This is a genomic window from Aquipseudomonas guryensis, assembly GCF_014164785.1.
GTDB classification, from domain to species: Bacteria; Pseudomonadota; Gammaproteobacteria; order Pseudomonadales; family Pseudomonadaceae; genus Aquipseudomonas; species Aquipseudomonas guryensis.
On sequence record NZ_JACJFN010000003.1, the window covers coordinates 265,858 to 288,369 of the forward strand.

The window sequence follows — 22,512 nt, forward strand, 5'->3', positions numbered from 1 at the left end:
ACAGTACCCATGAGCGACGTTATCGCCCAGAACCCCTATGCCATGCCGGGCAGTCAATTGCAGGAAGTCTCTGCGCCAGGGCAGGCTCCATCGATTGCCGAAGCACTCAACCGCGGCTACGACTTCTCCATCGGTGATCTGCTGAGTGAAGCCTGGCAGAAAACCAAAGGCACCAAAGGCATCATCTGGGGCGGTTTTCTGGTGTTCTACGCGGCGCTATTTGCTGCTTCCTTCGTCATGATCATGGTCATGTCGCTGTTTGGCGCCATCGGTGCCGTGGGCATGGCCGGTCTCGCCGATGGATCTGGTGATGGCCTGTTGGCCGCCGGTATGTTTGGCTTCGTCCTGATGGGCCTGGCCTTCCTGCTGGTCATGCTGGCCGTGGTCTACCCCTTCGTCGCCGGCATCAACATGGTCGGCATCCGTCAAGCCGCCGGCCAGCCGGTACGTTTCGGCGAAGTATTCAGCCACTTTGGCCGTACCCTACCGCTGCTGCTTGCCGCGATTCTGATGGGCATCCTGGTCAATCTCGGCTTTATGCTGTTCATCCTGCCAGGCCTGTACTTGGCCGTTGCCTTCATCCTCACCATTCCGCTGATCGTCGAGCGCAAGCTGTCGGCATGGGACGCCATGATGACCTCGTGCAAGGCCATCAATCAGCACTGGTTCAAGGTGTTCTTTCTCTACATCGTGCTCGGTCTCATCCTGACCATCAGCATGATTCCGCTGATGATCGGCCTGATCTGGACCTTCCCGCTGTTCATCGTTGCGCAGGGCGTGCTCTATCGCACCATCTTCGGTGTACTGCCAGCGCCAGCCAACTGAGTCATCCTGCTGCGTTCGGGCTGCCCAGGCAGCCCGATTGCCTTCCCTCCTGCTGCTGGCTAGCATCAGGCTTTCTTCGACGCAGTTGACCGATGCAGCCTACCCCGCCCAGCGTTGCCCATGAGCCCTCCCGTATCCGCCAACGGCTACTGGATACTCGTCACCATGTGGAAACACCCGAAGGCATCGACCTGGTCCTGCGCCCGGCCGGCGCCTTGCCACGCGTCCTGGCGTTCGCCATCGACCTGTTGATCCGCGGTGCCATCCTGCTGCTGATGTTCATTATCCTGGGCTTTCTCGGTCAGTTCGGCGTGGGCCTGGGCAGCATCCTGTTTTTCCTGGTCAACTGGTGGTACATGGTGCTGTTCGAGGTCTTGCGCCAGGGCCGCTCACCGGGCAAGCAACTCATGGGCCTGCGCGTGGTGCACGACGATGGCACCCCGGTCGGCTGGGGCGCCTCGCTGACCCGCAACCTGCTGCGCTTCGTCGACATGCTGCCGTTTGGCTACTGTCTGGGCCTGATCAGTTGCCTGAGCCATCCGTCCTTCAAACGCCTCGGCGACCTGGCGGCCGGCACTCTGGTGGTCTACCGGGAGGAAAGCACCAGCCGCCCACTTATCCCCGAGGGCGACAGCGAACGTGCGCCGTTCCGCCTGAGCCTTAACGAGCAGCGTGCCCTGCAAGGTTTCGCCGAGCGCCAGAGTGGTCTGTCGGCGGCGCGCCGCACCGAGCTGGCGGGCATTCTGGCCGAGCCCCTGGACGTGCCGGAGGAGCAGGCCGAGGCCCGCCTCAACAGCATCGCCCGCGGCCTGTTGGGGGCAACATGAAACAGCACCTGTTCGAACAACGGCACAGCGCCGACTGGCAGCGTTTCTCTGCCCTGCTGGAGCAACTGGAGCGCGGCAAGGCCGAAGCCAAGGCCTGCGAAAACTTCGCCGCCGATTACCGCCACCTCTGCCAGCACCTGGCCTTGGCCGAAGAGCGTGGCTACAGCAGTCACCTGATCGACCAGCTGCAGCACCTGGCGATGCGCGGCCACCAGCAGTTCTACCGCCACCGCAGCCACCTCGGTGCACAACTGATCGGCTTCATCCTCGCCGGCTTCCCCCAGCTGGTTCGCCGCGAATGGCGCAGCGTGCTGGCCGCTTGCCTGTTGTTCTTCGGCAGCCTGATCGGCATGGGCCTGCTCACCTGGCAGTTCCCCGAGCTGATCTACGGCCTGCTCGACCCGGCCCAGGTCAGCGACATGGAGCGCATGTACGATCCGGACGCCCGGCGCATCGGCCGCTTCAGCGAGCGCGACGCCGCCGATGACTGGATGATGTTCGGCTTCTACATCATGAACAACATCGGCATCGCCTTTCAGACCTTTGCCAGCGGCCTGCTGTTCGGCCTGGGCAGCCTGTTCTTCCTGCTGTTCAACGGTCTGATGATCGGCGCCGTCGCCGGCCATCTGACGCGGATAGGCTACAGCGAAACCTTCTGGTCATTCGTCATCGGGCACGGCGCCTTCGAATTGACCGCCATTGCCTTTGCCGGTGCCGCCGGCCTCAAACTCGGCTGGGCACTGCTCGCCCCAGGGCGCCTGCGCCGTAGCGAAGCCCTGCGCCAAGCATCCAAACACAGCATCCAGCTGGTGGCGGGGGTGATCTTTTTCCTGATCATCGCCGCCTTTATCGAAGCCTTCTGGTCGTCGATGACATACACCACGCCGACCATCAAATACATCGTTGGCGCTGCCCTGTGGCTGCTGGTCATCGCCTATTTCGTTTTTGCCGGACGCCATCGCCATGCGCCTGACTGACGCCAGCGTCGCCATCCGCCCACGCAATACCTGGGAAGCGCTCGATCTCGGCGTGCTCCTGGCGCAACGCCATGCCGGCCTGCTGATGGCCAGCTGGGCCCTGGTCACCCTGCCGATATTCGCCGTGCTCAGCCTGCTGTTGTGGCAGTACCCAGGCCTGGCCGTATTCATCTTCTGGTGGCTGAAACCGGCCTGGGAACGCCTGCCGCTGTATATCCTCGCCCACGCCCTGTTCGGTGACACTCCCAGCCTCAAGCAGGCACTCAAGGCCCTGCCCGGCCTGCTCCGCCCGCAACTGCTGGCCAGCCTGACCTGGCGGCGCTTCAGCCCGACACGCAGTTTCGACCTGCCAGTACTGCAACTCGAAGGTCTGTCAGGCGCCGAACGCAGCAAGCGCCTGGTCGTGCTCGGCCAGGGCAACAGCGGCAGCGCCACCTGGCTGACCGTGCTTGGCATGCTTCTGGAAGGCGTGCTCTGGCTGGGTCTGGCCGGCCTGCTCTACCTGATGCTGCCCCAGCAGGTAGAGATCGACTGGAACTGGCAAAGCATGCTGCAGAACAGCAGCCCCGAGTGGCTATGGCTGGAGCATCTGTCCAACCTGCTCTACGCCCTGGTACTGGTGTTCTGGGAGCCGATCTACGTGGCCTGCGGCTTCACCCTCTATCTCAACCGCCGCACCGCCCTGGAAGCCTGGGACATCGAACTGGTGTTCCGCCGCCTGCGCCAGCGCCTGACCGGCAGCGCCTATGCGCTGGCGCTGCTCTGTAGCTTGCTGATCTTCACCCCGGGCCAGGAGGCCTGGGCCGAAAGCCGCAGCGGCAGCTGCCCGATTCCCGTCGAAGACCCCATCGGCCCCGATGCAGAGCGCCTGCTCAAGCAACCGCTGACCAGCCAGGCCGCCCAGGACAGCATCGACAAGCTGCTCGAAAGCCCACCATTCGAGAACCGCGAAACAGTCACCCGCTGGCGGATCGGCGACGAACCCAAGAAAGAAGCCGAGGACCTGACCAAGGAAGACCTCGAGGGCCTGGCCAAAATCTTCAAAGGCCTCGGCACTCTGTTCGACTATTTCAAGAGCGTGACCATAGTCGCGACCATCTTCGAGGTACTGCTGTGGACGCTGCTGATCAGCCTGATCGTCCTTCTACTATGGCGCTACCGTGAATGGCTGAGCACCTTTGCCAGCCGCCTCGGCCTGCCACAGCGGCGCGTTCGCGAGATGCCGAGCCAGCTGTTCGGCCTGGAACTGGCTCCGGAAAGCCTGCCGGACGATGTCGCCAGCGTCGTCGAACGACTCTGGGCCGAACAACCACGCGAAGCCCTCGGCCTTCTCTACCGTGCCTTGCTCAGCCGCCTGCTGCATGACTACCGCCTGCCGCTGAAAGGCTCGCACACCGAAGGCGAAGTCCTGCAACTGGTGCAACGCCTCGAACAAGGCGAGCTGCACCGTTTCAGCGCCGTACTGACCGGCCACTGGCAGAACCTCGCCTATGGTCATCGCCTGCCTCCGCAAGCGCTCAAGCAGAGCCTGTGTGACGCCTGGCGCCGGCTGTTCCCAGCAGGAGCCACGGCATGAACCGCACCACACGCTTTGCCATGGGCAGCCTGGTGGCACTGGTGATCGGCCTGCTGGCTATTTACGTTCTCAGTCAGCTGCAACCCTACGAAGAGACGGTCGAACACGGCCCTGCCCCGGAAGTCGAAGCCGATCCGTTCCTCGCCGCCGAAATGTTTCTGCGCCAACGCAAACTGACCGTCAGCCGCGCCGACGGCATTTCCGTCCTGCGTCAGCTGCCGGCTGCCGGGCAGACCCTGATGCTGCTCAGCGGCCGTGAAGACATGACCCCGCGCCAGGCTCGTCAGGTGCTGGAGTGGACGGCCAAGGGCGGCCATCTGGTGATCGTCGCGGAAAGCATCTGGGACGAAGAAGAAGGCAAGAGCGACGACCTGCTGCTCGACAGCCTGGGTATCCAGCAGCATCTCACCGAAGACCTCGACGCCGAAGAAGAAGGCGACAGCGAAACCAGCGAAGACCAAACCAGTGACGAGCACGTCGAGGAAGACCAACTCGACGACGAGGACAGCGCCACGGAAGAAGACCTCGCCGATGCCGTCGCCGCCCAGATCGAAGCCGAGGATGAAGACCGCTATCCGGAGCTGACCAAGCTCTACCTGGAAAACGAGGACGCGCCGGCCTACGTCGACTTCGATACCGAATACCACCTGTACGACGCCAACAACCGTGCCCATGCCTGGGCCAACAGCGGCGAAGCCACGCACATGCTGCAGCTGTACCACGGCGATGGCCTGGTGACCGTGCTCACCGATGCCTGGATCTGGCAGAACGAGAATATCGACCAATACGACAATGCCTGGCTGCTCTGGTACCTGAGCCAGGACAGCAGCGTCACCCTGATCTACAACGCCGTTCGCGACAACCTGCTCAGCCAGTTGCTCGAGCACTACCCCGCCGCTCTGACCGCCCTGGCCCTAATGATCGCCCTGCTGCTATGGCATGTCGGCCTGCGCCACGGCCCCTTGCTGGGGCAGCCCAGCCATGCCCGCCGGCAACTGGAAGAACATCTGCGTGCGGGTGCCGACTTCCTCCTCCGGCGCAGCGGCCAGACGCATCTGCTGCACAGCCTGCAACGCGATATCCAGCGCCGCGCCCGCCACCGTCACCCGGGCTTCGAACGCCTGCCCGTGGCCGATCAATGGCAAGTGCTCGGGCGCCTTACCCGTATCCCCACCAGCGCCATCAGCCAAGCCATGCGCCCCGCGCCTGCGCAGAAACTGTCTGCTGCCGACTTCACCCGTCAGGTCGCCAACCTGCAAACCCTCAGGAATGCCCTATGAGCGAACATACGCCGGAACAACCTACGCCCGCTGCTGCCGCTGCACCTACAGCCCCGGCAGCCCCTGTCGCACCACCCGCCAGCCCGGCGAGCAACCCGGCCAGCCAGCGCCAGCGTGCCAGCCAGATGCTCCAGGCCCTGCGCCTGGAACTGCAGAAGGCCGTGATCGGCCAGACTGCTGTGGTCGACGATGTGCTGACCGCGCTGATCGCCGGCGGTCATGTGCTGATCGAAGGGGTGCCCGGCCTGGGCAAGACCTTGCTGGTACGCGCTATGGCGCGCTGCTTCGGCGGTGAGTTCGCGCGCATCCAGTTCACCCCCGACCTGATGCCCAGCGACGTCACCGGCCATGCGGTGTACGACCTGCAGAGCGAGCAGTTCAAGCTGCGCAAAGGCCCGGCCTTCACCAACCTGCTGCTCGCCGACGAGATCAACCGCGCCCCGGCCAAGACCCAGGCAGCCCTGCTGGAAGTCATGCAGGAGCGCCAGATCACCCTCGAAGGTCGGGCCATGGCGGTGCCACAACCCTTCATGGTGCTGGCCACGCAGAACCCGATCGAGCAGGAAGGCACCTACCCGCTGCCGGAAGCCGAGCTGGACCGCTTCATGCTCAAGCTGCGCATGGACTATCCGCAAGCCGATGAAGAAATGACCCTGGTGCGCCAGGTCACCCGCTCGGCCAAGGCCGACATGCTCGAAGTGGCACCCCTGCGTACCCTGTTGCAAGCCAAGGACGTACTGGCCCTGCAGAAGATCGCCAGCGACCTGGCCATCGACGAGCAGGTGCTCGACTATGCCGTGCGCCTGGCCCGCGCCACCCGCACCTGGCCGGGCCTGGCCATGGGTGCCGGGCCGCGCGCCTCGATCGCCCTGGTGCGTGGCGGCCGCGCCCGTGCTTTGCTGCGTGGCGGCGATTTCGTCCTGCCGGACGACGTCAAGGGTTGCGCCCTGGCCGTGCTGCGCCACCGCGTACGCCTGGCCCCGGAGCTGGACATCGAGGGACTGTCGGTCGACCAGGTGCTGCAGCAGTTGCTCGACCAAGTGCCGGCGCCGCGCCTGTGATGCAACGCCAACCGCTCGCTCGAGGCGCATACCCGGCATGAAACCTTCGCGCCTCCTGCTCAGCCTGCTCGGTGCGCTGCTGACCCTGGCCATCGTCCTGGGCACGCTGCCGCTGCTCAAGGTCAAGCTGCCGGAAACCCTGCAGCCCCTCTGGTGGGGCCTGCTGCTGGCCCTCTTGCTGCTCGCCACCGTCGATGCCCTTTGGCTGCGCCGCCTACCGTCGCCGCGCCTGGAGCGTCAGCTGCCGGGTAACCTGCCACTGGGGCGCTGGAGCGAGGTGCAGCTAACCCTGCACCACGATTACAGCCAACCACTGAGCATCGAGCTGTTCGACCACGTGCCCGAGCGCATGGACTTCGAATACCTGCCGCAGCGCGTCGAGCTGCGCCCCGGCGAGCAGACTCAGTGCGGCTACCGCGTGCGCCCGTTGCTGCGCGGCCACTTCCGCTTTACCCGCTGCGAACTCAACCTGCCCAGCCCGCTGCGCCTATGGCAAGGCCGGCGCTACCTGGAGCTGCCGGGGGAAACCCGCGTCTACCCGGATTTCGCCCGCCTCTATGGTGCCCAGCTGATGGCCGTGGACGATTGGCTCAGCCAGCTCGGTGTGCGCCAGCGCCCACGCCGCGGCCTGGGCCTGGAGTTCCACCAGCTGCGCGAGTTCCGCGACGGCGACACGCTGCGGCAGATCGACTGGAAAGCCACCGCACGCAAACGCACACCGATCGCCCGTGAATACCAGGACGAACGCGACCAGCAGATCGTTTTCCTGCTCGATTGCGGGCGACGTATGCGCAGCCAAGACGGCGACCTGTCGCACTTCGACCATGCCCTCAATGCCAGCCTGCTGCTCAGCTACGTGGCCCTGCGCCAGGGCGATGCGGTGGGCCTGGCGACCTTCGCCGGCGATCAGGACCAGTATCTGCCGCCGGTCAAGGGCCAGGCGCAGATCAGCACCCTGCTCAACGCCGTGTACGCCCTGGACAGTACCCGCCGACCCGCCGATTACGCCACGGCGATCAATAACCTGCTGGTACGTCAGCGCCGCCGCGCCCTGGTGGTGCTGGTGACCAACCTGCGTGACGAAGACGACGAAGAGTTACTCGGGGCGGTGAAGCGCCTCAGCCGCCAGCACCGTGTGCTGATTGCCAGCCTGCGTGAGGAAGTCCTCGACCAGCTGCGCCATACCCCGGTGCAAAGCTACGAACAGGCGCTCGGCTACTGCGGCACGGTGAACTACCTGAATGCCCGCGCCGGCCTGCACGAGCGCCTGCTGGCCCATGGCATCCCGGTACTCGACGCCCGCCCGGGCGAGCTGGGGCCGGAACTGGTCGGGCGCTATCTGGCGTGGAAAAAGGCTGGGGTGCTCTGATTGCGACCGAACAAGAGCCGGCCCGGTATATTCGGCGCCGTAGTCGCAGCGCACATCACTACGTAGGAGCCAGCTTGCTGGCGATCTTGGCAGGTCAAAAGCATCGCCAGCAAGGACTGGGCGTCCCCCTGGCTCCTACAGAGTTTGCTGCGCGACAGTGCTCAGTCAAAGACGGCGGGTAATCCCCCTACATTCAGCCGATCAGGATGATCGCCCAGACCAGAGCAATCAGGCTGAGGGAAACGAACTGCGCGGCGCTGCCCATGTCCTTGGCATTCTTCGACAAGGGGTGGCGATCCAGGGAGATGCGATCGATCGCCGCCTCCACCGCCGAGTTGAACAGCTCGACGATCAGCGACAGCAAGCCCACCGCCACCATCAGCGCGCGCTCAACCGGGCTTACATCCAGCCAGAAGGCCAATGGCACCAGCACCACGTTGAGCAGCACCAATTGGCGGAAGGCAGCTTCACCGGCGAAGGCGGCGCGCAGGCCGTCCAGCGAATAGCCGGCGGCATTGAGGATACGTTTCAGACCGGTCTGGCCCTTGAATGGCGACATTGCATGACTACCTGAGAAAGACTACGTCCGAGCCTAGGGCCGGGGCCGTCAAAAATACGTGAAGGGCAGCAGGGTCACTGCCCCGGAATCGATTCCATCTGCTGCAGCAAAAGCGCCGCCTGGGTTCGCGTACGCACCCCGAGCTTGCGGAAGATGGCGGTGACGTGGGCCTTGATGGTTGCCTCGGAAACACTCAGCTCATAGGCGATCTGCTTGTTCAGCAAGCCCTCGCAGACCATGGTCAGCACCCGGAACTGCTGCGGCGTGAGGCTGGCCAGGCCAGCGCTGGCCGCCTTGGCCTCGGCCGACACGCTGGCCGCTTCGGCCGTCAACGCCGGCCACCAGACATCGCCATCGAGCACCTGGCGCACCGCCTGCTGGATGGTTTCCAGAGAACTGGACTTGGGAATGAAGCCGCTGGCGCCGAACTCGCGCGAACGTACGACTACGGCCGGTTCTTCCTGCGCCGAGACCATCACCACCGGCACCTGCGGGTACTGCCCGCGCAGCAGCACCAGGCCGGAAAAGCCGTAGGCACCGGGCATGTTGAGGTCGAGCAGAACCAGGTCCCAGTCACTCTTCTCACCCAGGCGGGTTTCCAGTTCGGCGATGCTGGCTGCTTCCACCAGCCGCACATCCGGCCCCAGGCCCAGGCTCAGCGCCTGTTGCAGGGCACTGCGGAACAGGGGGTGATCGTCAGCGATAAGGATTTCGTAACCGGCCATGGGATTCCCTGTTGTTGTTGTGGGCCTGGCAGCAAGCGGCGCCAAGCATGCCCAGCCCTGACGGGGTGGTCAAGTCGCGCGCTTTGCGGCAAAGTCGCGGCTTTTTACTGTAGAGACAGACCATGCGAAGCCAAGCCCTGCGCGCCGACCTGCTGATGTTACTGACCGCCATGATCTGGGGCTCGGCCTTCGTGGCGCAGCGCCTGGGCATGGATGCCATCGGCCCCTTCCTCTATACCGGCCTGCGCTTCGCCCTGGCAACCGTGGTGCTGTTGCCACTGGTCGTGCTGCTAAGCCGCCGCGGCGGCGAAAAAAGGCCCGAACCGATCAACCGCAGCCTGCTGCTCGCCGGTCTGATCATGGGTCTAGCGCTGTCGCTGGGCATCAACCTGCAGCAGGTCGGCCTGCTGTTCACCAGCGTCACCAACTCCGGCTTCATCACCGGCCTGTATGTCATCGTGGTGCCGCTGCTGGGCCTGTTCATCGGCCACAAGACCGGCATGGGCACCTGGCTCGGCGCTGGCCTGGCGGTAGCGGGGATGTTCCTGTTGAGCGTAGGCGAAGGTTTCCAGGTCGCCTCCGGTGACTGGTTGCAGCTGGCCGGCGCTTTCGTCTGGGGTGTGCATGTGTTGCTGGTGAGCTTCTTCGCCAGCCGCCACGATCCGCTGCGCCTGGCTTTGCTGCAATTCGCCACCTGTGCGGTGATCAGCCTGGTACTGGCCCTGGTCCTCGAAGAGATCAAGCTCGATGCAATCCTCGCCGCCGGCCCAGCGATTCTCTACGGCGGCCTGTTCGGCGTGGCTGTCGGCTTCACCCTGCAGGTGGTGGCGCAGAAGCATGCAATCGCCTCGCACGCGGCGATCATCCTGTCACTGGAAGCGGTATTCGCCGCCATCGCCGGTGCGCTGTTCCTCAGCGAAGCCCTGGCGCTGAAAGGCTATTTTGGCTGCGCCCTGATGTTCGCTGGCATGCTGCTGGCCCAGCTATGGCCGAAGAAGGCCCTGGCTAGCTAGTTCGGGAGAAAGGCTTTGACCGCCAAGTGCGCGGGGCTGTTCTCGTTCACCGGCCAGCGGTGCTTGGCCCCCAGATAACGTTCGGTGAACAGGTCCAGCCAGGCATCCAGCGCACCCGCCGCTCGGCCATCGCCGGCCTGCTCCAGGCACAGGGCGGCGACTTCGGCGGTACACAGATGCTCGTCACGCTTGGAGCGGCGCAGGCGGTAGCGCGACAGCTGCTCCGGCTGCAGGCTGAGCACCGGCAGGTTGTCCAGATAGGGGCTCTTGCGGAACATCTTGCGCGCCTCGGTCCAGGTCGCATCGAGCAGGATGAACAGCGGGCGCTTGCCGCTGTCTGCCGGCAGTTCGCCGATGACCCGCTGTGGCTCGGCATACTCGCCCGGGAACACCACATAGGGTTGCCACTGCGGATCGGCCAGCAAGGCCAGCAGGGCCGGGTCGACCGTCGTACGCTGCCAGCCGAAGGCAAAGGTATCGGCCACCAGATCAGCAATCAGCCAGCCGGTGTTGCTCGGCTTCAGCGCTTCCACGTCGTACATCAGCAGGCACACGCCCGCCCGCGCCTCGACCTGCGGCAGCCAGGCACACAGGCAATGACTACCCAGCACCCGACAACGCGGACAGCGGGGTGCCCGCGAGCCGCGAGCCACGAAAGGCTTGAGGCTGCGTGCCAGGCGTTCGGCGCGCAGCCGGGCAACGGCGTGAGTCATGGAGAAACCTGCGGAGTGAAGAGCTAAGGGCGCGCAAGTCTAGAGTAAGATGTGCAACGACTGAACCCGCCAGCTGCCGGCCGGTCGAAGGATTCCGTCTTATTTAAGGAGATCGTCCATGCTACGCCCCGCTACCCTGCTCGCCCTCAGCCTCGTCCTGCCCACCGTCCAGGCTGCTTCCCTGCAGGAGTACGAACTGGCCCGCATGCTCGGCCAGGTGGCCAAGGAAAGCAGCGTCGGTACGCCGCGGGCGATCAACGAGGACATCCTCGACCAGGGCTATACGGTGCAAGGCAACGAACTGATCAATCATCTCAGCGTGCGCAGCGGACACGCGGCGCAGATGCGTGGCAACCCCGATGCGGTGCGCCAGCAACTGGCAAAGAGCGTCTGCAGCAATACCGGCTATCGCCAGCTGTTGGCCCGCGGCGCCGTGCTGCGTTACGAGTTCAGCGAGTACCAGAGCAACCGCCCAGTCACCACCGAACGTTTCGCCAAGGCCGATTGCGGTCTGCAATAGACCGCGCGCTCAACTGCCTTCGGCGCGCTTCTGCTCGTCGTCGGCACGCAGCTCTGCAAGCAGCGCCTCCATGTAGCGTGAGCGCCGCGCACCACCCTCCAGGCGTCGGAGGCACTCGTCTTCCAAGCTCAGGCCATTGGTGCGCGAGGCCTGCACCAGCAGGCGATACAGTTCCAGATCCAGCTCCAGCGTCAACTTGGGCATACCTGCCCCTCCCTTTCCTTGCTCATGTCATCCCTTAAAGCCTGCCAACCTGCCTCAACGCAGGCTCAGGGGATCTCCTTCACCACAGACCGCAGCCCACTCATCGGCACTGAGTAGCTGCAGCGGGCTCATTTCCAGCAGTTCAGCCGCCGCCTGCAACACATGCGCCCAACTGGCCCGATTGGCAAACAACATGCCGGCCTCGTTCAGCGTTCCGCCGCGGTTCTGGTAACCCAGCACACGTTGCCAGCGGGCCTCGCCCAGAATCGGCCAGAGGTGCCCGCGGGTCACTTCGGGGCGCATGTGGGTCAGCAGTATCCGGCGACCACAGGCCACCGGGAACAGCTCCTCGAGCAGCGCTGCCGGGGCTACGGCCACGGCCTCCCAGACATCGCGCGGCGCGCGGAAGCGCCCTGGCTCTTGCAAGTAAATCAGACGCCAGGCGCAGCCTGCCGCGCTCAGACGAACGGCGGCGCGGCGCATCTCGGTCAACTGATAACTGCCGGTAGCAATCAACAGCAGCGGCTCAGCACCCGGCGCCTGCTCCAGCAGGATGGCGCCATCACGGGCCAGCCGTTCGGCCTGCGCCTGATCGAAGACCGCCGGCTGCTCGCGCTTGGCCACCACCACACAAGCCAGTTGCCCGCGCGCCTGGTAGATCGATGGCAACAGGGCCAGCAGTGAATTGTGATCGGCCGGGAACAGCACCCGCACCATATCGCTCATCTCGCCGAGCAGGGCTTCGCAGAACGTGGTGTCCTGATGCGATTGCTGGTTCTTGCCGTTTTCCCAGGTATGCGAGGTCGCCACCAGCGGCCAACCCAGCCAGCCAGCCGGGCGCCCAGCCTCCTTCTGCTGGCGGGCAAAGATCAAGCCCTGGCGCACGGCACCGAGCATCTTCACGCAGAAGGCTTCGTAGCTGGCGACCAGGTTCAGCCCGCCCTGATTGGCCAGGCAAGCGGACACCACGGCCTCCTCGTTGAGCGCGGTGATGACCGCGCCGTGCAACGACTCCTGATCGCTTTCCGGGCTGCTGACCCGATGTTTCAGCGCCTTGAGCACGCCACCCAGGCGATTGCTGGCCAGCTCGTCCGGATTGCCGACCCTCGGCCGCAGCCCCGGATTGGCACGCACCAGATCGACGAAGAAACGATCAAGAGCCGCCATCGGCGAACCGGCAGTGGACTGATAATGCAGCTCGGGAAGTCGTGGTGTCGCGGGCTGGCGCAACGCCAGGACATGCTCGCGCTCAGCCGGGCGCTCACGGCGAGAGGTGATGAACAGCGCACAGGCCTGTGCCAGTTCGTGCGGCGCAACCCACAAGGGGGCCGCGTGCTGATTGAACAGCGCCCGCACGGCCGCATCGTCATGCGGATTGCCCGGCAGGGGCAGGTTGTGCGCGGCATTGCTGCCGGCACCATAGAAACCGAAGCCCTTCTGCGTTTCTGCAATGCCGTAGGGCATCGGCAGCGGGTAGTGCAAAATCTGGCTGTGCAGCTCCTGCACGCGTTGCTCCAGGCGCTGCTCCATCTCCCAGAGGGCGCAGGCAAACGCCGCAGGGTCGCGGCCGTCGAAGCTCTGCGGGTCGAAGCCGCAGCCACGCAGGTGCTGGCGAAAGCCGTCCAGCCCTGCATGGGTGCCCAGCTCGGTCCGCTGCTCGATGCGCCTACCATTGGCAATCATCACCGGCAACGCCACCCCGCAGTCCTCGGCGCGCCACCAGCGCGGCATCCAGTCGCTGCCGCGCTGTTCTTCGGCCGCGCCATCGGAGAGGAAGGCCACCAGCTTCTCGCCAGGTAATGGCATATGGGTGTATTGCAACTCGGCAAAGCCAAGGTAGCCGCCCTCTGCAATGCCCCCGCCAGTATGCGGATTGACGTGGCTGCCCAGCGGCACACCCGGGCCGCCATCCGGAGCCTGCGCATAGCTGTAGAAATCGGCCACCAGGCGACTCATTCCAGCTTCGTCGCGCGTGTAGCGCTGTGCCTGCTGAGGATGCTGGTTGGCGGTGAGCAGGTTGAGCGCTTCGATGGCCGCTACGCAGTGGCCCTGGCCCATAAGCCAGCCGCGGGTTTCGCTTGTCAGCGCATTGAGCGCCAGGTAGCCGGCATAGGCCGGCACCATGTTCAAAGCCCCGCCGGTATGCCCCTCGGGTTGCGCCTTGAAGTCCTCGGCCTGCAGGGCTGCACCATCCGGGCGCACGCGCCGGGCATAGGTCATGTGCACCACCAACCAGAGGCCGGCGGCATTCAGTCGATCCAGTGCCCAGAAAAAGCGATAGACGCGGGCCAGATCAGGCTGCCGACCGCTCTGTACCAGTTGATGGGCCAGGCGGAATACGGCCGCCTGGGTCTCTGGACTATGCTGCACAGGGCCGTAGCCGCGCCGCCACTCGGCAAAACTGCTCTCGTCAGCGGCATGTGCGTCCAGCTCAGCGGCACTCGGAAAGATCTGCGACATGGTTCGGCTCCTCGGGTTTATCGCAGTCTAGGCTGGGCAATGCATGTCCCTGCTGATCTGCATCAAGACCCCCGACCAGCGGGCGCGGCAACCTGCAGTCACTCAACCTGCAAGGACATCACCATGGCTCTGCTCAGCTTTCTCGGCGCTATCCAGCAAGTCACCGGTTCCTGCTACCTGATCGAAAGCCGCGATGGTGCTCGAGTGCTGCTCGAATGCGGCCTGCGCCAGGGCCGCCGAGAAGAGGAAGGAGGCAATCGCGCGCCCTTCCCCTTCGATCCGCTCAGCCTGGATGCCGTAGTGATTTCCCACGCCCATCTCGACCACACCGGCCTGCTACCCAAACTGAGCGCCGCCGGCTACCGCGGGCCGATCTTCGCCACCGAGGCTACCTGCGAGCTGATGGAACTGATGCTGCTGGATGCTGCGCATATCCAGGAGCATGACGCCGAGTGGGAGAGCAAGTGGCGCGCGCGCCTGGGCAAGCCACCGATCAGCCCGCTGTATACCATCCGTGACGCCGAGCAGGTGCTGCGCCAGCGCCGCCCCCTGGCCTATGGGGCCGCACACGAGGTGGCCAAGGGCGTGCAGGTGACCTTCCATGAGGCCGGACATATTCTCGGCTCGGCCATTGTCGAGATGGTCGTGCAGGATCATCACCTGAACCGCCGTCTGGTGTTCTCCGGCGACTTGGGCAATACCTGCTCACCGCTGATGCGCGACCCCACTACCCTCGGTCGTGCCGACTTGGTACTGCTCGAATCCACCTACGGCGACCGCGATCACCGCTGCAACAGCGACACCCTAGATGAACTCGCCGCCATCCTGCAGCAGGCCCATCGCGATGGCGGCAATGTGCTGATCCCGTCCTTCGCCGTCGGCCGCACCCAGGACCTGATCTATTACCTCGGGCGCTTCTATCAGGAAGGTCGTCTGCCGCAGCAGGCGGTGTTCCTCGACAGCCCAATGGCCATTCGCGCCAATGCCATCTACTCGCGCTACCAGGACCAGTTCGACCCGGCGGATCGCGCCGCACTGAAGAGCAAAAGCAGCAAGCGCATCGAAGACTGGCTGCCGATCCTGCGCTGCACCCCGCAGCCGGAAGACTCCATGGCGATCAACCGCATCCGCAGCGGCGCCATCATCATCGCCGGCAGCGGCATGTGCACCGGCGGGCGCATCGTCCACCACTTCAAGCACAACCTCTGGCGCAGCGAGTGCCACCTGGTATTCCCTGGTTTCCAGGCCAAGGGCACCCTGGGTCGCGCTATCGTCGACGGCGCCAGTACGGTCAAGGTGCTGCACCAGCGCCTGGCAGTGAAAGCCAAGGTTCACACCCTCGGCGGCTTCTCCGCCCACGCCGGGCAGTCGCAGCTGCTCGATTGGGTCAGTCACTTCGACCATCGCCCGGAGCTGTACCTGGTGCATGGCGAGCTGGAGAAGATGCAAGCCTTGCAGCAAGCCCTGCGCGACAAGCTCAACTGGATCGCCAGTATCCCCGAACCGGGCGAGCAGATCGCCATCTGAGCGGCGTTATCCGGCTACTTCGCCGCCGTCGTGGCACGCAGCCTGTTGTTTCAACCAATAGGCTGCGCGCGACTCTGCCGGCCCCACCGATCTATCCGCTTACAAAATCCTGACTGCCGCGCTGCAACCAGCCTCTCGTTTGTCTCTCAAAGCGTCATGGCCCAGCCATACTCTCTACAGGGTCGGGCGTTTCAAGGATGTGAAATGACCTGGTCCGTATCAGAAAAGGAGAAGTTGTATGCCTTATGAACCGGACGACTATCTGTCTCGGCACTTTCAAACCGGCGGGATCGACCTGAGCAGTAAGGTGGCCGAACTCGCCGGCCTGGTGGTACCGCCTGCTAGCCCAAACCTGCCGCTGTACCAGGAAATGCTCACCACCGTCGTGCGCATGGCCCAGGCTGACCGCAACCGCTGGGACGCCAAGATCATGCTGCAGACCCTGCGTGAAATGGAGCACGCCTTCAGCTCCCTCGAACAGTTCAAGCGCCGGCGCAAGGTCACCGTGTTCGGCTCCGCGCGCACCCCTGCCGACCACCCTACCTACCGTCTGGCCCGTGAACTGGGCCAGACCCTGGCCCGCCTGGATCTGATGGTGATCACCGGTGCCGGAGGCGGCATCATGGCCGCTGCCCACGAAGGTGCTGGCCTGGAAAACAGCCTCGGCTTCAATATCACCCTACCCTTCGAACAAGGTGCCAATGCCACCGTGCAGGGCAGCGGCAACCTGTTGTCATTCCACTTCTTCTTCCTGCGCAAACTGTTCTTCGTCAAAGAAGCAGATGCCCTGGTGCTCTGCCCTGGCGGTTTCGGCACACTAGACGAGGCGCTGGAAGTCCTGACTCTGGTACAGACCGGCAAGAGCCCACTGGTGCCCATCGTTTTGCTGGATGAAACGGGCAGCAACTACTGGGAAGAAGCCCTGCGCTATATCCGCGAACAGCTACTGGAACGCCATTACATCCTGGCTAGCGACATGCACCTGATGCGCGTGGCGCACAGCGCCGAGGAAGCCGGCCAGGAGATCGCGCGCTTCTACCGCAACTTCCACTCGACGCGCTGGCTCAAGGGCAATTTCCTGATTCGCATGAACCACCCGCTCAACGCCGCAGCCCTGAAGACCCTGGACAAGGAATTCGCCGACCTGTGCTTGAGCGGCGGCTACCTGCAACAAGACTATTGCGAGGCAGAAAGCGATGAGCCGGAGTTCTGCGAGCTGACCCGCCTGGCCTTCCATTTCAACGCCCGCGACCATGGCCGCCTGCGCGAGTTGGTGGACTTCATCAACCTGCCGCAAAACTGGGCGCAGAACGGCTGAGGCACGCGGTACTGCTCACAGGGACAGCACTGCAAAGATGGGAAGCGCAGGTAAAAGAAAGCCCGGAAGTGAGGACTCCGGGCTTAAAGGGGAATTCAGTCCAGGTCGGCGCCGCGCAGCAGGCGACCGATCTGTTCCTGGGAAAAACCGCGATAGGCAAGGAAGCGCCCTTGCTTGGCCCGCTCACGGAGATCCGTGGGTAAAACAGCGGAAAACTTGCGCTGCCAGAGCTCACGCAACTGCGCCGACCAGTCGATATCTGCGGCGGCCAGCGCCTGCTCGATCGCCGCACGCGGCAAACCACGCTGGGCCAGCTCCTCGCGGATGCGTAGCGGCCCATAACCTGAACGCGCCTTGCTGCTGACGAAGCTGTCGAGATAGCGCGACTCCGACAGCAGCCCCTCTTCCGCAAGGCGGTCGAGGGCGCTATCGATCAGCTCCGCCGGGGCGCCACGCTGACGCAGCTTGCGCGTCAGCTCCACACGCCCATGCTCGCGGCGCGCCAGCAGATCCATCGCAGTACGCCGCACCGCAACCAGGGTATCGAGCATCATGGACGGCTACCGGCGCTCAGGCGGTGACGATCAGGCGTCGATATCGGCCAGGTCGTCAGCATCGACCGTCGACTCGGCACGAGCTGCCGGGCCGGACGCCACCAGCAATTTCTCGCGGATGATCTTCTCGATGGCGCTACCCACTTCCGGGTTGTCTTCCAGGTATTTGGCCGAGTTGGCCTTGCCCTGGCCGATCTTGTTGCCCTGGTAGCTGTACCAGGCGCCCGATTTCTCGATCAGGCCGAGCTGCACGCCGAGGTCGATGACTTCACCGGTACGGTAGATGCCCTTGCCGTAGAGAATCTGGAATTCGGCCTGGCGGAACGGCGGGGCGACCTTGTTCTTTACCACTTTGACGCGGGTTTCGCTGCCGACCACTTCGTCGCCTTCCTTGACCGCGCCGGTACGGCGGATGTCCAGGCGTACCGAGGCGTAGAACTTGAGGGCGTTACCACCAGTGGTGGTTTCCGGGCTACCGAACATCACGCCGATCTTCATGCGAATCTGGTTGATGAAGATCACCAGGCAGTTGGCGTTCTTGATGTTGCCGGTGATCTTGCGCAGCGCCTGGCTCATCAGACGGGCCTGGAGGCCGACGTGCATGTCGCCCATCTCGCCTTCGATTTCGGCTTTCGGCACCAGGGCGGCCACGGAGTCGACGATGATCACGTCGACGGCGTTGGAGCGCACCAGCATGTCGGTGATTTCCAGGGCCTGTTCGCCGGTATCCGGCTGCGACACCAGCAGGTCATCGACATTCACGCCGAGCTTGCCGGCGTAGTCCGGGTCGAGGGCGTGTTCGGCGTCGACGAAGGCGCAGGTGGCACCCATCTTCTGCGCTTCGGCGATCACCGACAGGGTCAGAGTGGTTTTACCCGAGGATTCCGGGCCGTAGATCTCGACGATCCGGCCTTTCGGCAGGCCGCCAATACCGAGGGCGATGTCGAGGCCCAGGGAGCCGGTGGAAATGGCCGGAATGGCTTGGCGTTCATGGTCGCCCATGCGCATCACTGCGCCTTTGCCGAATTGCTTTTCGATCTGGCCAAGGGCCGCCGCCAAAGCACGCTTCTTGTTGTCGTCCATTTCCATCCTCACGTATTCAAGAGGGCCAATCGCCCACTAACAACTGTATAAGTAGACAGTAGTATTCCATAAGGCAAGTCGCTCGCCTACCCCTGCCAGGGTTTTTCTCCTGCCGTCAGTCGGAGCGCACCCTGCAGCGCACGCTCCACAGTCTGCCGGCGCACTTCGCTGCGGTCGCCAGCAAACTGGCAACGCTGGCTATACAGCTGGTCGGCGTCACCCCAGGCCAGCCAGACCGTACCCACCGGTTTCTCCGGCGAACCACCACCCGGGCCGGCAACACCACTGACCGCCACGGCGAAACGCGCGCCACTGTGCTGCTGAGCACCACGCACCATGGCTTCGACCACCTCTTGGCTGACTGCACCGACGCGTTCAAACAGTTCGGCCGACACCCCCAGCTGAGCGGTCTTCTGCGCATTGGAATAGGTGATATAGCCCGCCTCGAACCAGGCCGAGCTGCCGGCAATACGGGTGATCGCCTCGGCAATCCCGCCACCGGTACAGGACTCGGCCGTACTGATCTGGGCGTGTGCGGCTTGCAGACACTGCCCCAGGCGGGCGGCCAATGCAGTTAGGGATTCCATATGCGCTCCGGGGTTAAGCGGGTTCGGCGGATACCGTACACTACGCGACTTTGTGAATTAAGCCGGACAGCCAGAACCATGAGTGATCTCTCCGCCCACACGCCGATGATGCAGCAGTACTGGAAGCTGAAGAACCAGCATCCGGATCAGCTGATGTTCTACCGCATGGGCGACTTCTACGAGATTTTCTACGAGGACGCGAAGAAAGCCGCGGCACTGCTGGATATCACCCTGACCGCGCGCGGCTCGTCGGCCGGCCAGGCGATCCCGATGTGCGGCATTCCCCATCACTCGGCCGAGGGCTACCTGGCCAAACTGGTCAAGCTCGGCGAGTCGGTGGTGATCTGCGAGCAGATCGGCGACCCGGCCACCAGCAAGGGCCCGGTCGAACGCCAGGTGGTGCGCATCATCACCCCCGGTACCATCAGCGATGAGGCGCTGCTCGATGAGCGCCGCGACAACCTGCTGGCCGCCGTGCTGGGCGATGAGCGCCTGTTCGGCCTGGCCACCCTGGACATCACCAGTGGCCGCTTCACCGTGCAGGAGCTCAAGGGCTGGGAAAACCTGCTGGCCGAGCTGGAGCGCCTGAGCCCAGCCGAACTGCTGATCCCCGATGACTGGCCGCAGGGCTTGCCAGTGGATAAGCGCCGCGGCACCCGCCGCCGCGCGCCCTGGGACTTCGACCGTGACACGGCACGCAAGAGCCTGTGTCAGCAGTTCGCCACCCAGGACCTGAAAGGCTTCGGCTGCGAGAACCTGACCCTGGCCATCGGCGCCGCCGGCTGCCTGCTCGGCTATGCCAAGGAAACCCAGCGTACCGCCCTGCCGCACCTGCGCAGCCTGCGCCATGAACGGCTGGATGACACGGTGATCCTCGACGGCGCCAGCCGGCGCAACCTGGAGCTGGACACCAACCTCGCCGGCGGGCGCGACAACACCCTTCAATCAGTAGTCGACCGCTGCCAGACTGCGATGGGCTCGCGCCTGCTGACCCGCTGGCTGAACCGCCCGCTGCGTGATCGCGCGGTGCTGGAAGGTCGCCAGGACTCCATCGCCTGCCTGCTCGACCGCTACCAGTTCGAGCTGATCCAGCCGCAGCTCAAGGACATCGGCGACATCGAACGCATCCTCGCCCGCATCGGCTTGCGCAATGCTCGCCCACGCGACCTGGCGCGCCTGCGCGATGCCCTGGCCGCCCTGCCGCAACTGCAGGACGGCATGGCCAAGCTGGATGTGCCGCACCTAGCGGAACTGGCGGTGAACATCCGCACCTACCCGGAGCTGGCCGACCTGCTGGCCCGCGCCATCATCGACAACCCACCGGCGGTGATCCGCGACGGCGGCGTGCTGAAGACCGGTTACGACGCCGAGCTGGACGAACTGCAGTCGCTCAGCGAGAACGCCGGCCAGTACCTGATGGATCTGGAAGTGCGCGAGAAGGCCCGCACCGGCCTGGCCAACCTCAAGGTCGGCTACAACCGCGTACACGGCTACTTCATCGAGCTGCCGAGCAAGCAGGCCGAATCGGCGCCGGCCGACTACATCCGCCGGCAGACCCTGAAGGGCGCCGAGCGCTTTATCACCCCGGAGCTGAAGGAGTTCGAGGACAAGGCGCTGTCGGCCAAGAGCCGCGCCCTGGCCCGCGAGAAGCTGCTGTACGACGAGCTGCTGGAACGCCTGATCGGCCATCTGGCGCCGCTGCAGGACACCGCTGCAGCACTGGCCGAGCTGGACGTGCTGAGCAACCTGGCCGAGCGCGCGCTGAACCTCGACCTCAACCGCCCGCGCTTCGTCGAAGAACCCTGCATGCGCATCAGCCAGGGTCGCCACCCGGTGGTCGAGCAGGTGCTGGACACGCCGTTCGTCGCCAACGACCTGGGTCTCGATGACAACACGCGCATGCTGATCATCACCGGCCCGAACATGGGCGGTAAGTCGACCTACATGCGCCAGACCGCGCTGATCGTGCTGCTCGCCCATATTGGCAGCTTCGTCCCGGCAGCCAGCTGCGAGCTGTCGCTGGTAGACCGCATCTTCACCCGCATCGGCTCCAGTGACGACCTGGCCGGCGGCCGCTCGACCTTCATGGTCGAGATGAGCGAAACCGCCAACATCCTGCACAACGCCAGCGAACGCAGCCTGGTGCTGATGGACGAAGTGGGCCGCGGCACCAGCACCTTCGATGGCTTGTCGCTGGCCTGGTCGGCCGCCGAACAGCTGGCTAGCCTGCGCGCCTGGACGCTGTTCGCCACCCACTACTTCGAGCTGACCGTGTTGCCGGAAAGCCAGCCAGTAGTGGCCAACGTGCACCTCAACGCCACCGAGCACAACGAGCGCATCGTCTTCCTCCATCACGTGCTACCCGGCCCGGCCAGCCAGAGCTATGGTCTGGCTGTGGCGCAACTGGCCGGCGTACCGGCCCCGGTGATCGCTCGCGCCCGTGAGCACCTGGCGCGCCTGGAAACCACCAGCCTGCCCCACGAAACGCCACGCAGCGCACCTGGCCAACCGGCAGCGCCACTGCAGAACGACCTGTTTGCCAGCCTGCCGCACCCTGTTTTGGAGGAATTGGCCAAGATCAATCCCGATGATCTGACACCGCGCCGGGCCCTGGAGCTGTTATATACATGGAAGACGCGCATCTAACGCCAAGCGGCGCAAGCTGATAGAATCGCGCGCAATTTTACGACTGCCCGGTTTACAGCCTGAGCCGCGGCCAATTACAGAGCACCTGCAAGCCCTGCGCAGAAAGGGATCAGGCCGCCGCCCGAGGAGAGAATCGAACCATGACCTTCGTCGTTACCGACAATTGCATCAAGTGCAAATACACCGACTGCGTGGAAGTCTGCCCGGTTGACTGCTTCTATGAAGGCCCGAACTTCCTGGTGATCCACCCGGACGAGTGCATCGACTGCGCCCTGTGCGAGCCGGAATGCCCGGCCCAGGCGATCTTCTCCGAAGACGAGGTGCCGGAAGACCAGCAGGAGTTCATCGAGTTGAACGCCGACCTGGCTGAAGTCTGGCCGAACATCACCGAGAAGAAAGAAGCCCTGCCAGACGCCGAAGAGTGGGACGGCGTGAAGGACAAGCTGCAGCACCTGGAGCGCTAAGCGCTTTCGCTGCAACGTAAAAGGCCCGCGCAATGCGGGCCTTTTACTGTGTGCAGGTTTTCTGCGGACAAAAAAAGGGGCGGTTATTAACCGCCCACTCTTTTTTCCCTACTCCCTCTGTTTCCTGCTCATCATCCTGATGAACCGCATCCTGCGGTGGTTCCTGACCATCTTCCCTGAGGGCCTGTGCTTTTCCCTTTGCACGTGGTTCATATTAGCGTTTC

21 protein-coding genes are annotated in these 22,512 nt (G+C 64.3%); 13 read left to right on the forward strand and 8 right to left on the reverse strand.

Annotated elements, in window-relative coordinates; all coding sequences use genetic code 11:
• Positions 1-9: 9 nt before the first annotated feature.
• From H3H45_RS12850 to H3H45_RS12880, 7 genes are all read left to right on the forward strand, one after another.
• Entirely contained in the window at positions 10-825 is an 816-nt protein-coding gene (locus H3H45_RS12850) for a DUF2189 domain-containing protein (RefSeq protein WP_182834142.1), read from the forward strand.
• Positions 826-917: 92 nt separating this feature from the next.
• Positions 918-1,652 (forward strand): RDD family protein, encoded by a 735-nt coding sequence (locus tag H3H45_RS12855; protein WP_182834143.1) that lies wholly within the window; start codon positions 918-920, stop codon positions 1,650-1,652.
• Positions 1,649-2,629: a stage II sporulation protein M gene (locus H3H45_RS12860; protein WP_182834144.1), complete on the forward strand. Its 981-nt coding sequence runs from the start codon at positions 1,649-1,651 to the stop codon at positions 2,627-2,629. Before H3H45_RS12855 ends, H3H45_RS12860 begins: the two co-directional genes overlap by 4 nt.
• Positions 2,616-4,205: a DUF4129 domain-containing protein gene (locus tag H3H45_RS12865; protein WP_182834145.1), complete on the forward strand. Its 1,590-nt coding sequence runs from the start codon at positions 2,616-2,618 to the stop codon at positions 4,203-4,205. Before H3H45_RS12860 ends, H3H45_RS12865 begins: the two co-directional genes overlap by 14 nt.
• Positions 4,202-5,485: a DUF4350 domain-containing protein gene (locus H3H45_RS12870; RefSeq protein WP_182834146.1), complete on the forward strand. Its 1,284-nt coding sequence runs from the start codon at positions 4,202-4,204 to the stop codon at positions 5,483-5,485. Before H3H45_RS12865 ends, H3H45_RS12870 begins: the two co-directional genes overlap by 4 nt.
• Complete coding sequence (locus tag H3H45_RS12875) at positions 5,482-6,546, forward strand: AAA family ATPase (RefSeq protein ID WP_182834147.1); 1,065 nt, start codon at positions 5,482-5,484, stop codon at positions 6,544-6,546. Before H3H45_RS12870 ends, H3H45_RS12875 begins: the two co-directional genes overlap by 4 nt.
• 37 nt (positions 6,547-6,583) lie before the next feature.
• Entirely contained in the window at positions 6,584-7,915 is a 1,332-nt protein-coding gene (locus H3H45_RS12880; protein ID WP_182834148.1) for a DUF58 domain-containing protein, read from the forward strand.
• 193 nt (positions 7,916-8,108) lie between these two features.
• Here H3H45_RS12880 and H3H45_RS12885 read toward each other — a convergent pair whose 3' ends face one another.
• Together H3H45_RS12885 and erdR are read right to left on the reverse strand one after the other, a co-directional pair.
• Positions 8,109-8,474, reverse strand: coding sequence for a diacylglycerol kinase (locus H3H45_RS12885; RefSeq protein WP_182834149.1), 366 nt, complete (start codon positions 8,472-8,474; stop codon positions 8,109-8,111).
• 74 nt (positions 8,475-8,548) lie between these two features.
• Positions 8,549-9,199, reverse strand: coding sequence for a response regulator transcription factor ErdR (erdR, locus tag H3H45_RS12890; RefSeq protein WP_182834150.1), 651 nt, complete (start codon positions 9,197-9,199; stop codon positions 8,549-8,551).
• Positions 9,200-9,321: 122 nt separating this feature from the next.
• On the opposite strand from erdR, the gene H3H45_RS12895 reads away from it, so the two are divergent.
• Positions 9,322-10,212 (forward strand): DMT family transporter, encoded by an 891-nt coding sequence (locus tag H3H45_RS12895; protein WP_182834151.1) that lies wholly within the window; start codon positions 9,322-9,324, stop codon positions 10,210-10,212.
• On the opposite strand, the gene H3H45_RS12900 is transcribed toward H3H45_RS12895, so the two are convergent.
• Positions 10,209-10,925 (reverse strand): tRNA-uridine aminocarboxypropyltransferase, encoded by a 717-nt coding sequence (locus H3H45_RS12900; protein WP_182834152.1) that lies wholly within the window; start codon positions 10,923-10,925, stop codon positions 10,209-10,211. The genes H3H45_RS12895 and H3H45_RS12900 overlap by 4 nt on opposite strands.
• A gap of 118 nt (positions 10,926-11,043) precedes the next feature.
• Between H3H45_RS12900 and H3H45_RS12905 the strand changes: the two genes are divergently transcribed.
• A complete protein-coding gene (locus H3H45_RS12905; RefSeq protein WP_182834153.1) occupies positions 11,044-11,445 on the forward strand; it encodes a quorum-sensing-regulated virulence factor family protein in 402 nt (133 codons plus the stop codon).
• A gap of 9 nt (positions 11,446-11,454) precedes the next feature.
• Here H3H45_RS12905 and H3H45_RS12910 read toward each other — a convergent pair whose 3' ends face one another.
• Both H3H45_RS12910 and H3H45_RS12915 read right to left on the reverse strand, forming a co-directional pair.
• Positions 11,455-11,649 carry a hypothetical protein gene (locus H3H45_RS12910; RefSeq protein WP_182834154.1) on the reverse strand — a complete coding sequence of 65 codons (195 nt, stop codon included), beginning with the start codon at positions 11,647-11,649 and terminating at the stop codon, positions 11,455-11,457.
• Between the two features lie 54 nt (positions 11,650-11,703).
• Complete coding sequence (locus H3H45_RS12915; RefSeq protein ID WP_182834155.1) at positions 11,704-14,109, reverse strand: phosphoketolase family protein; 2,406 nt, start codon at positions 14,107-14,109, stop codon at positions 11,704-11,706.
• Positions 14,110-14,232: 123 nt separating this feature from the next.
• Here H3H45_RS12915 and H3H45_RS12920 point away from each other — a divergent pair, with 123 nt between their 5' ends.
• Together H3H45_RS12920 and H3H45_RS12925 are read left to right on the forward strand one after the other, a co-directional pair.
• Positions 14,233-15,636: an MBL fold metallo-hydrolase RNA specificity domain-containing protein gene (locus tag H3H45_RS12920; RefSeq protein WP_182834156.1), complete on the forward strand. Its 1,404-nt coding sequence runs from the start codon at positions 14,233-14,235 to the stop codon at positions 15,634-15,636.
• A 238-nt stretch (positions 15,637-15,874) separates the two neighbouring features.
• A complete protein-coding gene (locus H3H45_RS12925) occupies positions 15,875-16,954 on the forward strand; it encodes an LOG family protein (protein ID WP_182834157.1) in 1,080 nt (359 codons plus the stop codon).
• A 95-nt stretch (positions 16,955-17,049) separates the two neighbouring features.
• Here H3H45_RS12925 and recX read toward each other — a convergent pair whose 3' ends face one another.
• From recX to H3H45_RS12940, 3 genes are all read right to left on the reverse strand, one after another.
• Positions 17,050-17,508: a recombination regulator RecX gene (gene recX, locus H3H45_RS12930; protein WP_182834158.1), complete on the reverse strand. Its 459-nt coding sequence runs from the start codon at positions 17,506-17,508 to the stop codon at positions 17,050-17,052.
• A 30-nt stretch (positions 17,509-17,538) separates the two neighbouring features.
• Positions 17,539-18,591: a recombinase RecA gene (gene recA / locus H3H45_RS12935; protein ID WP_182834159.1), complete on the reverse strand. Its 1,053-nt coding sequence runs from the start codon at positions 18,589-18,591 to the stop codon at positions 17,539-17,541.
• Positions 18,592-18,677: 86 nt separating this feature from the next.
• Complete coding sequence (locus tag H3H45_RS12940) at positions 18,678-19,178, reverse strand: CinA family protein (protein ID WP_182834160.1); 501 nt, start codon at positions 19,176-19,178, stop codon at positions 18,678-18,680.
• 78 nt (positions 19,179-19,256) lie between these two features.
• Here H3H45_RS12940 and mutS point away from each other — a divergent pair, with 78 nt between their 5' ends.
• Together mutS and fdxA are read left to right on the forward strand one after the other, a co-directional pair.
• Complete coding sequence (gene mutS / locus H3H45_RS12945; protein WP_182834161.1) at positions 19,257-21,824, forward strand: DNA mismatch repair protein MutS; 2,568 nt, start codon at positions 19,257-19,259, stop codon at positions 21,822-21,824.
• 140 nt (positions 21,825-21,964) lie between these two features.
• The gene (gene fdxA, locus H3H45_RS12950; RefSeq protein ID WP_017678218.1) at positions 21,965-22,288 is read left to right on the forward strand and encodes a ferredoxin FdxA; all 324 of its coding nucleotides are present in this window, start codon (positions 21,965-21,967) and stop codon (positions 22,286-22,288) included.
• Positions 22,289-22,512: the final 224 nt, after the last annotated feature.